This window comes from Treponema sp. R8-4-B8, assembly GCF_054786175.1.
On record NZ_BDHE01000483.1, the window covers coordinates 36,286 to 51,635 of the forward strand.

The 15,350-nt window shown below is 46.5% G+C and carries 10 protein-coding genes; 2 read left to right on the forward strand and 8 right to left on the reverse strand.

Annotated elements, in window-relative coordinates; genetic code table 11:
* Positions 1-2: 2 nt before the first annotated feature.
* Positions 3-1,538, forward strand: coding sequence for a 2-isopropylmalate synthase (locus ACYVRA_RS10950; protein WP_461252742.1), 1,536 nt, complete (start codon positions 3-5; stop codon positions 1,536-1,538).
* Between the two features lie 186 nt (positions 1,539-1,724).
* On the opposite strand, the gene ilvB is transcribed toward ACYVRA_RS10950, so the two are convergent.
* The 8 genes from ilvB to ACYVRA_RS10990 form a co-directional block, all read right to left on the reverse strand.
* Positions 1,725-3,452: a biosynthetic-type acetolactate synthase large subunit gene (ilvB, locus tag ACYVRA_RS10955; protein ID WP_461252781.1), complete on the reverse strand. Its 1,728-nt coding sequence runs from the start codon at positions 3,450-3,452 to the stop codon at positions 1,725-1,727.
* 1 nt (position 3,453) lies between these two features.
* Entirely contained in the window at positions 3,454-5,127 is a 1,674-nt protein-coding gene (gene ilvD / locus ACYVRA_RS10960) for a dihydroxy-acid dehydratase (protein WP_461252743.1), read from the reverse strand.
* Complete coding sequence (leuB, locus tag ACYVRA_RS10965) at positions 5,124-6,284, reverse strand: 3-isopropylmalate dehydrogenase (RefSeq protein WP_461252744.1); 1,161 nt, start codon at positions 6,282-6,284, stop codon at positions 5,124-5,126. Before leuB ends, ilvD begins: the two co-directional genes overlap by 4 nt.
* A gap of 172 nt (positions 6,285-6,456) precedes the next feature.
* Positions 6,457-8,088 carry a citramalate synthase gene (gene cimA / locus ACYVRA_RS10970; RefSeq protein ID WP_461252745.1) on the reverse strand — a complete coding sequence of 544 codons (1,632 nt, stop codon included), beginning with the start codon at positions 8,086-8,088 and terminating at the stop codon, positions 6,457-6,459.
* Positions 8,089-8,092: 4 nt separating this feature from the next.
* Positions 8,093-9,097, reverse strand: a complete 1,005-nt coding sequence (gene ilvC / locus ACYVRA_RS10975; protein ID WP_461252746.1) for a ketol-acid reductoisomerase — start codon at positions 9,095-9,097, stop codon at positions 8,093-8,095.
* 479 nt (positions 9,098-9,576) lie between these two features.
* A complete protein-coding gene (locus ACYVRA_RS10980; RefSeq protein ID WP_461252747.1) occupies positions 9,577-10,449 on the reverse strand; it encodes a YitT family protein in 873 nt (290 codons plus the stop codon).
* Positions 10,450-10,456: 7 nt separating this feature from the next.
* The gene (locus ACYVRA_RS10985; protein ID WP_461252748.1) at positions 10,457-11,188 is read right to left on the reverse strand and encodes a hypothetical protein; all 732 of its coding nucleotides are present in this window, start codon (positions 11,186-11,188) and stop codon (positions 10,457-10,459) included.
* Positions 11,189-11,229: 41 nt separating this feature from the next.
* On the reverse strand, positions 11,230-14,037 hold the full coding sequence (locus ACYVRA_RS10990) for a hypothetical protein (RefSeq protein WP_461252749.1): 2,808 nt from the start codon (positions 14,035-14,037) through the stop codon (positions 11,230-11,232).
* 154 nt (positions 14,038-14,191) lie between these two features.
* Between ACYVRA_RS10990 and ACYVRA_RS10995 the strand changes: the two genes are divergently transcribed.
* On the forward strand, positions 14,192-15,349 hold the full coding sequence (locus ACYVRA_RS10995; RefSeq protein ID WP_461252750.1) for a hypothetical protein: 1,158 nt from the start codon (positions 14,192-14,194) through the stop codon (positions 15,347-15,349).
* Position 15,350: the final 1 nt, after the last annotated feature.

Below are 15,350 nucleotides of genomic sequence, written 5' to 3' on the forward strand. Positions count from 1 at the left end.
AAATGGCAGACAAAGATAAACGGCGCGTAAAAATTTTTGACACTACGCTCAGGGACGGAGAGCAGGCTCCAGGATGCAGCATGAATCTGACTGAAAAAATTGAAGTCGCGAGGCGGCTTGAAAAACTTGGAGTGGATATAATTGAAGCGGGTTTTCCCATATCAAGCCCGGGCGATCTTGAGTCCGTAAAGACAATCGCCGGCATCATTACCAACTGTTCCGTGGCGGGACTTTGCCGCAGCCGTGAAAGCGATATTGACGCGGCTAAAGAAGCGCTGGCAAAAGCTGTCAGCCCGCGCGTTCATGTGTTCCTTGCCACTTCGCCCGTGCATATGGAGTTTAAGCTCAAGATGACTCCCGATCAGGTGCTGGAACAGGCGGTCTCCGCCGTAAAGTACGCGAAAAAATTCTGCAATGACGTTGAGTTTTCCGCCGAAGACGCTTTCCGAAGCGATCCTGATTTTGTCTGCAAGGTTTTTGGCGCGGCAATTGAAGCCGGAGCGTTGACGGTAAATTTCCCCGACACTGTAGGATACGCGATGCCGGCGGAATTTGGCGAGCGCGTCCGTTATATTAAAGAACATACTCCGCATATGGAAAAAGCGGCCCTGTCCGTGCATTGCCACAACGATTTGGGGCTGGCTGTAGCGAACAGTATCGCTGCTGTCGCCAACGGAGCGGATCAGGTTGAGTGTACGATTAACGGAATAGGGGAGCGGGCGGGAAACGCGTCTCTGGAAGAATTAGTCATGAGTCTGCGCGTCCGTCATGACCTTTTTTCCGCTGATACGGGAATCGACAGCAGCCAGATATACGCGGCAAGCCGTCTTGTGTCACAAGTGACGGGCGTGAAGGTTCAGCCGAACAAGGCCATCGTTGGCGATAACGCGTTCGCGCATGAAGCGGGAATTCACCAGCACGGAGTGTTGGCGAAGAGGGAAACTTACGAGATAATGACGCCGCAGTCAATCGGCATCCCGCAAAACCGAATGGTTCTGGGCAAACATTCAGGCCGCCACGCTTTTGAAGAGCGTCTTAAAGATTTGGGACTGAATGTGAACCAGCAGGCGTTTGAGAAAATTTTTGCCGACTTTAAGGACCTTGCCGATAAAAAGAAAGTTGTCAGCGACCGCGACATTGAAGCCCTTGTAATGGACAGGGCTGTCTCCGTTCCCGAAACGTGGAAGCTGGATCATTGGGCTGTGAACACAGGTTCGGCTTTAGGCGCGGCGGGAGTAATCCGCTTGCAGCATAAAGACGGCGATTTAAAAAAATTGGTATGCCTGGGCGACGGCCCCATAGACTCAATCTTCAAAGCGATCAATCAAATTACGGAAAAAGAACCGGAGTTGGAACTTTATGAAATCGGCGCCGTAACAGGCGGCTCATCTTCACAAGGCGAAGCAATGGTAAAAATAGCGATGGACGGCCGCCGCTGGAACGGCCGCGGCGTATCCACCGACGTAATTGAAGCCTCAATAATGGCCTACCTATCCGCGATTAACGCCATGGAGTGGGACTTAGCGCAGAGAGAGTAGGGACAATGAGCAGTGAGCAGTGAGCAGTGAGCAATTAACAATTTCGTTGTTCGAAAATTAATCGTAATATCCCACGCTTAGCTTATAAACCTCACTAATTGCTCATTGCTCATTGCTCATTATTCATTCATTGCTCACTGCTCACTGCTCATTGCTCATTATTCACTGCTCATTGCTCATTGCTCATTAAAGAATCTGCTCATCAATTGGCTTGCCCGAAGGAACCATCGGTAAGACGTTTTCGTCACGGTCTATGTCGGCTTCGATTAGGGCGGCTCTTTCGGCGGATAGTTCAGCTGTCGCGGCGTGGAGCGCTTTCTTAAAGGATTCCCTGTCTCCGGCGCGGAAACCTTTAATGCCATAAGCGTCGCAGAGTTTTAGGAAGTCGGGGTATGCGCCAAGAATCGTTTGCGAGTAGCGGCTTTCGTAAAAGAAACTCTGCCATTGCCTTACCATGCCAAGGACTCCGTTGTTAAAGACTATTATTAATAGCGGGATTTTATTATTGGAGAGCGTCGCCATCTCAGCGCAGTTCATTCTGAAACTGCCGTCGCCTGTAAAAAGCGCTACAGGTTTATTAGGGTTAGCGACTTTTGCGCCGCAGGCAGCTCCTAGACCGAAGCCCATCGTTCCAAGCCCGCCTGAGCTGATAAATGTTCTTGGCTTCTCAGCTGGAAAAAACTGCGCCGTCCACATCTGATGTTGGCCTACGTCCGTAACGGCGATTGTTTGCGGACCAAGCGCCTTCGCGGTTTCTTCTATAATAAAGCGCGGGTGTAGCGCGTTTTTAGCGAATGTGACTTCGTGGGTGTAGGTTTGAGGCAGATGGGTTTTCCATTTTTCAATTTCGCCGTTCCATTCGGTTTCAAGACGAGTTGGAAGATTTGACAATAGGCTTTTAAGAGTGTCTTTTAAATTTCCCACCACGCAGGCGTGGGTTTCAATGTTTTTGCCTATCTCGGCAGGATCAATGTCAAAGTGAATCACCTTCGCGGTCTTCGCGAAAATATCCGCCTTGCTTGTAACGCGATCTGAAAAACGCGCTCCAATCGCCATGAGCAAATCCGCTTTCTGCGTCGCTTTATTGCTAGCCACGGTTCCGTGCATTCCGATAAGTCCCGTGCAAAGACGGTGATCTTTTGTAACAGCGCCTATTCCCATGAGGCTCAACGCCACGGGAGCGTTAAGCTTCTCGGCAAGAGCGATAAGTTCCCCCTCCGCTCCAGAGCTGATGACGCCTCCGCCGGCGTAAAGCAAAGGACGTTTTGCTTCCTTAATCATTTCCGCGGCTGCTTTTATTTCTTCTTCTGAAAATCTGCTCCTTGATACGCGCTCGTCAAGGCGCTTCGCGCGATCTGAAAGAGAATTGTTTCTTAATTCGCCTTTCTTTAAAGGAGTCCATTCGGCGGTGCGCTCGGTAATATCTTTCGGTATGTCGATGAGTACTGGCCCTGGTCGGCCTGAGGCTGCAAGCAAAAACGCTTCGCGAATCACTTCCGCGAGGTCATCAACATTTTTTACAATCCAGTTGTGCTTCACTATGGGCATTGAGATGCCCGTGATGTCAACTTCCTGAAAACTGTCTTTGCCTAGAATGCCTGTGGGGACGTTGCCTGTAATCGCCACCAGCGGAGTTGAGTCCATGTACGCCGTCGCGATTCCCGTGATAAGGTTTGTCGCTCCCGGCCCTGAAGTGGCGATGCACACTCCGGTCTTCCCTGTAGAACGCGCATAACCGTCCGCGGCGTGGGCCGCGTGCTGTTCGTGGCTGACAAGGATGTGGCGAATTTTGTCGCTGTGTTTGTAGAGTTCGTCATAAATATTTAGGACAGCGCCGCCGGGATAGCCGAAAATAGTATCCACTCCCTGCTCAATTAGAGATTCAATTAATATACGAGCGCCTGAGTACTGCATTTTAATTTCCTTCACGCGGCCGCGGATTAAAAACCGCGCCTTGCGCGGCGGAACCGACTTGCGCGGCATAGCGGGCAAGGTAACCTGTATTTGTTTTTGATAGAGGCTTCCAGTCTTTACGCCGCCGCGCGATCTCTTCATCGCTTATCTTCACGTTTATAGAAAGCCCGTCAATGTCAATCGCGATTATGTCTCCTTCATTGATGATTCCGATGTTTCCGCCGGTTGCCGCCTCAGGCGATACGTGTCCGATAGACGCGCCCTTGGATGCGCCGGAGAAACGCCCGTCCGTAATCAGGGCGACTTTGTCGTCAAGACCCATGCCGGCAAGCGCAGCCGTGGGCGCGAGCATCTCTTTCATGCCGGGACCGCCTTTTGGCCCCTCGTAACGGATAACGACGACATCCCCCGCGTTAATTTTTTTCCCCATGATCGCGTCGAACGCCGTTTCCTCGGAATCGAAGACTCTTGCCGGGCCTTCGTGTTTTAACATGGAAACCGCTACCGCGCTTCGCTTTACAACGCAGCCGTCCTTAGCGATATTTCCCTTCAGCGCGGCAAGCCCTCCTGTCGCGGAGTAGGGATTTTCAATCGGCCTTATGACTTCGGGATTTTTATTTTCCGCCTTGATCAACGCGTCTCCAAGACAGCCGTATACTGTGGCGGCTTTAAGATCGACAAGGTTCTTTTTAGAGAGTTCTTTTAAGACTGCGGGAATTCCACCGGCTGAGTGCAAGTCTTCTATTACGTCTTTTCCCGCGGGGGCAAGGCGGCAAAGGTTAGGGGTTACCGCGCTTACCTTGTTAAGAAGCTCCAGATCGAGTTTAACGCCGGCCTCCCCCGCGACGGCGGGAAGATGGAGAGCGGTATTTGTAGAACAGCCAAGCGCCATGTCGAGGGCGAGGGCGTTCATAAATGTCGCTTGCGTAAGTATGGCTTTGGGACGCAGATCTTTTTTAAGAACGTCCATGATTAGCATACCGGTTTTTTTTGCGAGGCGGATACGCTCCGCCATTACTGCGGGAATAGTGCCGTTACCAGGCAGAGCCATACCAAGCGCTTCGGTTACGCAGTTCATCGAGTTTGCGGTGAACATTCCTGAGCACGAACCGCATCCCGGACAGGCGAGGTTTTCAAGTTCTTCAAGTTCCTGTTCGCTGATTTTTCCAGCGGCGACAGCGCCTACCGCTTCAAACATGGTGGTAAGCGTCAGTGGTTTTCCGTCCTTGCGCCCGGCAAGCATCGGTCCGCCTGAAACAAAAACGGAAGGAAGGTTAAGACGGGCAGATGCCATCAGCATACCGGGAATTATTTTGTCACAGTTTGGGATAAAGACAAGGGCGTCAAAAGCGTGGGCTATCGCCATACACTCAACCGAGTCGGCGATTAGCTCCCGTGTCGGCAGGGAGTACTTCATTCCCTCATGCCCCATCGCTATCCCGTCGCACACTCCGATTACAGGAAAAATGACTGGCGCTCCGCCTGCCATGCGAATTCCATCCGCAACTGCGCGAGAAATGTTGTCAAGGTGCAGATGACCGGGAACTATTTCGCTCTTAGCGCAGGCAACCCCGATGAGCGGCCTTTTAAATTCTTCGTCGATGAATCCCAACGCCTTAAATAACGCGCGATGTGGGGAACGGGCAATGCCCTTGTTTACAGAATCGCTTTTCATAATTTCTCCAATGCTTTGAGTACAGCCCCGCCCATTTCTTTAGTACCCACTATTTTTTCCACGTTTAAAGCCGCGGTACTGTTTGCTGTTCCGCTTCGACTAGCAATGTCCCCCGTCCGCAGTCCATGATCAAGCACATGATTAACCGCTGTTTCAATAGCCGCCGCTTCCTTCTCAAGACCGAATGAGTAGCGGAGCATCATCGCCGCAGAAAGAATAGTCGCAAGCGGATTGGCGATGTCTTTGCCGGCGATGTCGGGTGCGGAGCCGTGAATAGGCTCGTACATTCCCGGCCTTGTTCCGGTTAGCGTTTTTTCGCCGAGGCTTGCCGAGGCCAACATTCCGATTGAGCCTGTAAGCACTGATGCCTCGTCGGAAAGTATGTCTCCAAAAAGATTTGACGTTACGATTACGTCGAATTGCCCAGGAGCGCGTATCAACTGCATGGCGGCGTTGTCAACGTAGAGATAACTTGTCTCTATGTTAGGATAGTCCTTTGAAACAACAGCCGCGACTTCGCGCCAAAGACGGGATGACTCAAGCACGTTTGCCTTGTCCACTACGCAGAGTTTTTTCCGCCGCGCAGCCGCCGCTTCATAACCCGCTCGGAGTACCCGTTCAATCTCCATCCAAGAATATGTTTCAGTGTCAAAAGCCGCGCCGGGACTGTGGCCGTTTGAAGGCTCATCCAACCGACCGCGCTTGCCAAAGTAAAGCCCTCCCGTCAGTTCCCTAACAATCAATAAATCGAAAGCGGCCTTTCCTTCGCTATTACTCGCTATTAGCACTTCGTCTTTAATAGGGCAGGCTGATTTTAACTGGGGTAGTAAAGCCGCTGGACGAAGATTAGCGAAAACTCCAAGCCCTGCGCGAAGCCCTAACAACGCTCTTTCAGGACGCAAATGCCCTGGAAGCGAATCCCACTTAGGGCCGCCGACCGCTCCCAAAAGAAGCGCGTCACACTGCTTCGCAGCCTCAAGCGTTTCCTGTGGAAGCGGCTCCCCGCTGTGATCAATGGCAAGCCCGCCCGCCTCAAGTTCGACATAGTTGAATATATGGCCGTACTTGTCCCCCACCGCGTCAAGCGCTTCAAGAGTCGGCGCTATCACTTCCGGCCCTATCCCGTCTCCTGGAATAACCGCAACTGAAAATTTCATTTTCTCTCCTTTTCCTTCCTTATCTAAGGAAGTGGTTAGTATTTAGTGGATAGTAATTAGTGTTATTGTTAGTAAAATGAGCTTGTTGCCAATACTCTTAGCTTACTAACAACACAAACTATCTGCTAACCACTAACTACTATTCACTGGACCTCCCCCATGTCATAAACGCCTAAAGATACGCCTTGAAACGGCGTTCTATATCGTCAATTAATTTGTATTCAATAGAATCCACAAGCGCAGCGCGGCTCGCGTCAATGATGTCTTCCGAAACTCCTACCGTTGTCCAGCTTTGTTTGCCGTCTGAAGACGAAATAAGCACGCGTACCTTTGCAGCGGTCGCGGCGCTGCCGTCAATTACCCTGACCTTGTAATCGGTAAGGCGAACTTCTTTCAGTTCCGGGTAAAAATGTTTCAACGCCCTACGCAGAGCGCCGTCCATCGCGTTGACAGGCCCGTCTCCTTCGGCGGCGGCTATCTCTTCCTGACCGTCAACAAGCACTTTAACCCACGCGTGGGAACAGGCGATTGTTTCCCCCGTTGGATGTTCACTGACGACGCGGTAAGCTTCGATGTTAAACAGCGGCTTGTAACGGCCAAGTTCTCTGCGAACCAAAAGATCGAAACTGCCGTCCGCTCCTTCAAACTGCCAGCCCTCCGCCTCGAGAGTTTTTAGTTTTTGTGCAAGAGCGATTGTAACAGGATGATCCCTTGTAATGGAAGCGTCGATCTTTTTCGCCCTCTGCGCTATTGCGGAGCGTCCGCCGACTTCGCTCATCACAATATGACGGTCATTCCCGACAAGGGAAGGGTCGATATGTTCAAAGGACTTGCTCACCTTTAAAATTCCATCCGCGTGCATTCCCGCCTTATGCGTAAACGCATGGCTTCCCACATAGGGCATATTGCCGGGAACCGCGACATTGGCAGTCTCCGCGACAATCTGCGTTATCTCGGAAAGACGTTCCATCTTTCCCTCAGGCAGACAGCGGAAACCAAGTTTAAGTTCAAGGCTCGGCATAACCGCCGCAAGGCTTGTGTTGCCGCATCGCTCTCCGAAGCCGACTAATGTTCCCTGAACATGGCGGCATCCTGCAAGGACGGCGGTAATAGTGTTCGCGCTCGCCATGTCAGCGTCGTTATGCGCGTGAATGCCTAGAATACAAGAAGAACCGCCTGTGCTATCGAAAATTTTTAACGCTTCCTTAACAGCCTTCTCTATTGTGTCGGGAAACGCGCCACCGTTTGTATCGCACAGTATGACGCGTTCCGCTCCCGCTGTCATCGCTGTCTTTAGAGTAGTAAGGGCGTATTCGGGATTTGTTTTCCAGCCGTCAAAAAAATGTTCCGCGTCGAAAAAAACCTGCCGACCTTTTTCTTTAAGGAACGTAATTGTTTCCGCAATCATGGCAAGATTTTCTTCAGGACTGACGCGCAGCACTTCAGAAACATGAAAGTCCCAACTCTTGCCGAAGATCGTCACCGCCTGGGTCTGCGCGTCAAGCAGGCTAAGCAAGCCTGAATCTTCACTTGCCTTGGCTCCCTTTTTTCGGGTAGGGCCAAAGGCGCAGAGTTTTGCGTGTTTAAGGTTGAGACTCGCGGCAAGACGGAAAAATTCCATATCTTTTGGATTGCTTCCCGGATTCCCCGCCTCGATCCATGTGATTCCCAAATCGTCCAAAGCGCGAACCACGTCGAGTTTGTCCTGCGCTGAAAAAGTTATGCCTTCCCCCTGAGCGCCGTCCCTAAGGGTAGTGTCCAGAATTTCCAGCGGTATTAAATTTGACCGCTCCTCATTACTCATTTATTTATTTTTCCTCGTTTTTCTTTAACCAAGGCATCATGGCGCGAAGCTCGTTTCCTGTTTTCTCAATTGGGTGCTCAGCCTCAATCGCCCTCATGCGGTTAAAGAATGGGCGGTTCACCTGATTTTCAAGTATCCAGTCCCGCGCGAAACTTCCGTTCTGAATATTCTTTAACACCTGCCGCATCGTGTTCTTTGTATCCTCGGTAATGATCTTCGGCCCGATAACATAGTCGCCGTATTCCGCAGTGTCCGAGATTGAATAGCGCATAAAGGAAAGCCCACCCCTGTTTACAAGATCGATGATAAGCTTCATCTCGTGCATTACTTCAAAATAGGCGCTCTCAGGCTGATAGCCCGCTTCCACAAGCACCTCGTAACCCGCTTTCATCAGCGCGGAAACTCCGCCGCATAGGACGGCCTGCTCTCCAAAAAGGTCAGTCTCTGTTTCTTCCTTAAAAGTTGTTTCCAAAACTCCCGCTCTCGCGCCGCCAATTCCCGCCGCATAAGCCAATGCCAATTTCTTAGCGTTTCCGTCCGCGTCCTGATGAATCGCTATAAGGCAGGGAACGCCCGCGCCGTTCTTGTACTGCTCGCGCACGGTGTGGCCAGGCCCCTTAGGGGCAATCATCACAACGTTGACATCGGGCGGCGGTACAATCTGCCCGAAGTGAATGTTAAACCCGTGGGCGAAGGAAAGAGTTTTTCCCTTTTTAAGAGCGGGCGCGATTGATTCCCTGTAAAGAGCGGCCTGCTTTTCATCGTTAATCAAGATCATAATAAAATCCGCCGCCTGCGCCGCGTCTTTAGCGGTCATCACCTTAAAGCCAGCCTCTTCCGCCTTCTTCCATGATTTTGACCCCTCGTAAAGGCCGACAATCACATTTAGCCCGGACTCCTTCATGTTCAGGGCATGGGCGTGTCCCTGCGAACCGTAACCAATTACCGCGATGGTTTTGCTTTTAAGCGCTCCTAGATCGCAGTCCTTTTCGTAATACATACGTGCCATAAAAACCTCCTATATACCAATCCCGTAATGGGTCTTACCCACTCCAGAACTTGAGAAACCCGGTAAAGGCTGCGGATTTTCCTAAAAAGGAACCCCGTGCCCTTACCGGCTAATAATTACTACGAGAATTACTACAAATATGACGGGAATAGAGGAAAATACGCGCCCTAAAGCCGCGCTAAAATTTGAGTTATAAAGCCTGTTAAGCTGTCCCACCTTTTTCAACATTTATCCTCTGCTTAAATAGATATTACAATTCTAGCAAAAATGTAAAATTAATGCAATAGGGAAATTAAATTTTTTCGCAAGAAATTTATCAAGATTCTAGGGAGTGGGGAGTAGGGAGTAGGGAGTGGGGTTTTTGTCCGCTATCTTATCTAAAGCCCAAGCTAAGATTTCGAACAAAAACATTGCTCACTGCTCACTGCTCACTTCTTTTCACTCCTTCCTTTGTGTTCTTTGTGAGAGATCTTGGCGAATTAATCAAAAGGTTTTTGATAAAATCTCCCGTTAAGTTGATCTGTTTTTAGCACGTTGATAAAGGCTTTTTCGTCAATTTGCCTTATCGCTGGGATTAGGGATTTTACCTGGCTGGCGGTTACTACGGAATAAAGCAAAGTACGGCTTTTCTTTTCATAACTGCCAAAGCCTTCAAAACAAGTGGCGCCGTGATGGGTTTTTTCGTTGATAACGGAGAAAATTACATCCGGCTTGTTGGTAATAATAAGAAGAGTTCTTTGCTGATAATTACGGTAAAGGGTTTCCAGCGCGACTGTGGTCGTGAACTGAAAAATTATGGAGTACAAAGCCTTGTCCAGACCGAAAAGGGCGCCTGCCACCGCCAGAATAACGCAATTCGCTATAAAGATGTAATTCCACGCGTCCTTGCGGTATCTTTCGGAAATAAAAATCGCGATAAAATCGCTGCCGCCGGATGTGGCGTCGGCATAAAGGCACAGGGCGATGCCAAGCCCGTTTAAAGCCCCGCCAAATACCGCCGAAAGCAGGGTGTCATGCACTTTAATCGCTTCAATGAACATTGAAGGCATAGAGTCGGCAAGCACGCCCGTAATAATAATGGTAATCAAAGAATAAATGGTAAATTTTTTCCCGATGAATTTAAAACTAATAATCGCGGGTACGGAGTTTAAAATATAGTACGGCAGGCTAAAGGGCAGATTGAAGTTTCCAAATCGCAGGCATATTTTTTGAAGCAGAAGGGAAAGCCCGGTAAACCCGCCGGGAATAAGCTCTCCGGCATGGACGAATGTTTTAATATTAATCGACATTAATACGCCCGCGAGAGTTACCAAAAACAGGCGCCTAAAAACAGATAAAAATTTATTATTCATGGATATATTATAGTTGATTATTCAGATTCTGACTATTACGTAATTGTTTGCGCCTCCATATAAAAGCATTGCACAACACATATAAGGCGCTTAATCGTATAATTATCCATACTACGAAACTGCTTCCAGTGGAAGTTACGCTTGCGGGTATTCCTATTATATAATCAATCATTTCCAATGCAGTTAAAATAACGCCTGAAATTATCGCGAGCGTCGTCCATGTTTTATATTTTATTGTTAATATTAAAACATATATAAACGGAATAAAATATATCGAGCTTGATATTATTGAAACAATATGGTATTCATAATTTTTATAGGAAGAGTAATATGTCCAAGCGGACTTTATGATTAAAAAAAACAAAAGAATGTAAAGGCCTGATCTCCCGATATTAATATGAGTTTCAGGGTCGCTCACCGTATTTTGAACAGGACGCCCGTCAACTTCAATTCCAATGCCTTTTACTTTCCCTAAAAATGAGGCAAGCGATAACTTATTGTCTATCCACGCCGTAATTTTTACCGGTTTTGTTTCAGAATTTACCGTATATTCTGATTTTGCTTTTGGATTATCTATTGTTCCAAGCGAAGAGCCATTATGCGAAATTTCCAATGTGGATTTTTTTCCTGGAAAATAATAAGCCTTAAAAGCGTCATTATTAACTTCAAATGAGTAAATTATTTTTTTACTCGCCTTTTCTTTGCTGATTTCAGCTTTTATTGAATTCATTGTTACCATTACCTAAAAATATTATAAATCATTTTTGATAAAGAGTCAATCTAAAATGACGCGTTTATCCCAATATTAATGAAAAAAGGATATTCTTTTCCGGTAATAGTGTTGGAAAATTTCCACGCGCTAAAAATAAACGGTTCAATGGACAGGGGAATTTTTATTATCGGGAAAAAAGATATTTTCATGCCGACTTTAAATCCTAAAGACTGTATAAGACGCAGGTCGTTTATCTCAATTCCTTCCGCGTCAGGATGGCCGCCGCAGTCATAAATTTGGTTTCTTAACGAGAGACTGCCGGAAACTTTATTAAAGTAAAGATGGGAAAGATTTTTTTGAATATCAAAAGAAAATAAACCAACCGCTATCTCGGCGCCGCCAAGCCAGAAAAGCTCAAGACCTGAGTAGTTGAGGTATTCTTTTAAAACAACATCGTCAATTGCCGTCGCGCCAAAAACGCTTGACACGCCGTGCAGATCCATTCCGCTCGCGTCATAAGCGCCAAAAAAAGTAAAAGAAATGGGAAATCTGGTTTTTGTGTTTGCGCGAAAAATCATGTCAACGCGCGGATCAAAACTGTCTACGGGGGTTTCGCCGCTAAATTGCAAACTTAACGCGCGGTACGAAAATGTAAAGCCTGTTTGTATAAAGAAACCGCTTCCCGCTTCTTCCCACTCATAAGCGCTTTTTCCTTCTTCAAAACCCGCGGTACGGTAATAACCGCAGCCCAGCGTTACTTGATTGTCCCACTGATCTCTTATCCAGTTTATGCCGACAGACAGGCTTGCGTTGGTATAACGGTATATATTATCTTTTGACTCCTCCATTACTTGATCAAAAAGGTTTACCGTAAGAGGAAAACCCATGCTTGTATTTTGCCAGGAAAACTGCTCTATCATCGCCATTTGATAGTAAAGATCGGCATAAGCCATTAAAAAAACCATGTTTGTATCCATGGGATCCGCTATTACCGAAAAGATTCCGGCGCCGTCAAATCTTACATACCCTTCTTCATCCGCCCTGATCAAAGGCAAAGGCAACCATAACCTGAACGGATTCAAATAAGACAATCCTGAGTATGGTTTAGGCTGGCCCGTATACGGCGGATTAGAAGCAGTCTCGTAATTTTCATTGTCCAGTTTTGTCAGTTGCAAATTAATGATATCGCCGGAAAGGGAATCGGCAGGTTCAGGAAAGCGCATAAGGCTGTTACGTGAAACAAATTCCGCAAGATAGTAAACTGCGCCGTCTGCGGAAACAGGGTTAAAAATGCCGCCTGAAAAGTCCCTGCCGCTAAAAACCGCCCGCATTGTTTCAAGATCGATCATCCCAAGTTTATACATACGGTCATCAGAATTAAAAATAAAAAATATTTTCCCTTGTGAAACGTTTAAATCCCGCATATATGCCCAATTATCATTATTCTCCTGAGAGTTTTCAATTTTAAAAAGTTCCCGCGAAACATAATTGAAGAGCCATAATTCCCTTTTGCCATCACGCGAAGCGATAAAGACAATCCGCTCATCGTCAAGGGCTTGAGGGCCTGAAAACATAAGTTTTTCGTTACCCATAAAAAGAACTTCGCTTTTGCCGCCAAATTTTTCAAAAACGACGCAATTATTGTGCAATACGGAACGAATCCCTATAACTCCATCCCTGAAATAACGCGCCTTGTAAAGTCCTTTAACAGTCCTGCCGGTTATCAATCCGTTATTTGTTTTATGTTCCGTAACAACCGCTAAAGCCCTGTCCTCAATATAACGGTATCCTGACAACAGCATATTTTTTCCGTCTGCGGAAACGTCAATATCATAGACGCCAGAAGCCGCGTTAAAAGTTTTTGTCTTTCCGGTCAAAGCGTCATAAACGCCTATTTTCGCTTCTGAGCTTTCAATAAAGTAAAGGTTGTTTCCTCTTGCCGTTAAGCAGTTGATAAAATATTCTCTTTCAGAATAATAAGCGTACTTCTTTGAAGAAAGCTCGTCTTCGTTGATTTCCAGTCCGTCCAATTTAAGCGAAGCGCCAAATTTTTTCCATTCATCCGTAAAATCAATGCCGTACACCTTTTTAAAAATCCGATAAAAACCGGAGCGGTATACAATGAAAGAAAATCCAGAGCTGTTTCCCATTTCTTTCCATAGCTCGGAGTATTTTTCCATTCCATAATTTTGCTGAAGCCACGCGGAAAAAAGCCCGCCATATTCATACCAGTATCCGCTGGGACGGATTTGGCGATCATAAACGCCGGAAGCCTGAAAAGGAGTTAGGAATTTATCTTCATGTACCGCTTGCCTAAGATATTGTCTAGTGCGGGGATCGTTTGCCCTGCCTGAACCGTCAAGGCTTTCAAAACTGACGGTTACTCCTTCCACCATAAATAACGGCGCGTTTATGTAAGCGGGAATATCCCATCCAAAAATACGGTACATGGTTTCGTGAAACGGCGATTTTGTGTTCATAGAAACCGCGTGGGTCAATTCATGGAGAAAAAGGCTCTCAAGGTTATTTTTAAAATTGGTCCATTCAACGTCCATCGGCGTATCAAAAAGCATAATATGATTAAAGAAAATATTATAATAACCGTTGAACGAATCCGTATGGGGAGTAAGAGTTACTGGAATTCGCCTGTAAACTTCTATGCCAAGCAAAGAGCTTACATGCTCGTACACGCGGTCGGCGAAAGAGGCTAAAAGGCGGGCGGATGGCTCAGATTCTTTTGGAAAGATAATATCGAAATGCTCCGTTTGGATATGGCGAAAAAATGTAAATGGTTTGAAAAGAGAGCTTTGCGCGAAAGCGGAAGCCGAAATAAAAACAAGCAATATCGGTAATATATAGAAAAATTTGCGTTTCATATTATTTATTGTATTTTTGTCGTTATTATTGGGATTTGTCAAGTAAGAATGTGCCAAATAACAAATTTGAATTGTCATCTTATGCGCTAAAACAATTTATAATGTTGATTTTTTCCTTTCTTTGTGATATATTATCAACTAAGGAAGTCTATTTATGAAAAATATGTTCAAATTTTTTGGAATTGTCACCTTAACTGTGATAATCGGATTTTCTTTATCGGCTTGTTATATATCAAACAACGATCGGACGGACCTAAATAATTCGGAAAATACATTTAAAAAGTTTATTGCGGTTCCCGGCATACCATCCGCCTATAAAGGCAAGTATGCGTCATTATATTTAACATCATTAAGCGATAGAAATTATGCCGCGTATTGTTCTACGGCTATAACCGGCGCTTCAACTACATTCCCTTTGTCAGATTGGGAAACTGACACTCCGTGGAATGGAATCGGAAATTATATAATTGAGATTATTATATCTGAAGATGAATCAATGGCCTATTCATTGTATTATGGAACAACAGCTTTAACTGCCGTAACTGTGACAACTACCGTTATAGAATGGGATTCATTCAATAGCGCGGGAAATATTCCCGCTAAGTCAGTAACAATTAAAAATATACCTTCCGCCTACAATGGCAAGTACGCGTCGTTACTTTTAAAATCATCATTAAACGATAGAAATTATGCCGCACATTGTATTAAAACTATAAGCGGCGCTTCAACAACATTCTTTTTATTAGATTTTTCAACTGAAAATCCGTGGAATGGAAGCGGGAATTATATAATTAATATTCTTATATCTGAAAACGCGCTATCAATAAGCGATCCATTGTATATTGGAAATACGGCTTCAACCGTGTCCATACCCGCGGCTCAGATAAATGTTAATTTAACATGGCTTCAATTTAAAAGTAATGCGCCTGCGGACACAACGCCCATCCCTTTAACTGTAGGTGCATGGTCCGCTGAAGGCAATATTGCCGGCGCTTACAGCGAAACATGGTATACGTTCAAAGTAACTTCCGGAACAACATACTACGTTTGGGTAAAGGATAATGATTCTCCTTCGGTGGTGGGTGGCAGCGGATATGCGGATATAATGTTAGACGCAAGATATGGAAGCAAAACAGGAACGGTTATCTTTGAGGAAAGCGATGACGGCTCCGGTATATTTACCTCAGAATCGTTTATTGCCAGTCAAAGCGGCACAGTGTATCTTAGAGTATGTCCATATCTGGGGTTAGATTATTATGGCGCTTATAAAGTGGCAGTTACAACCGCTAATAAAAGACCGGATGGCGAATAAT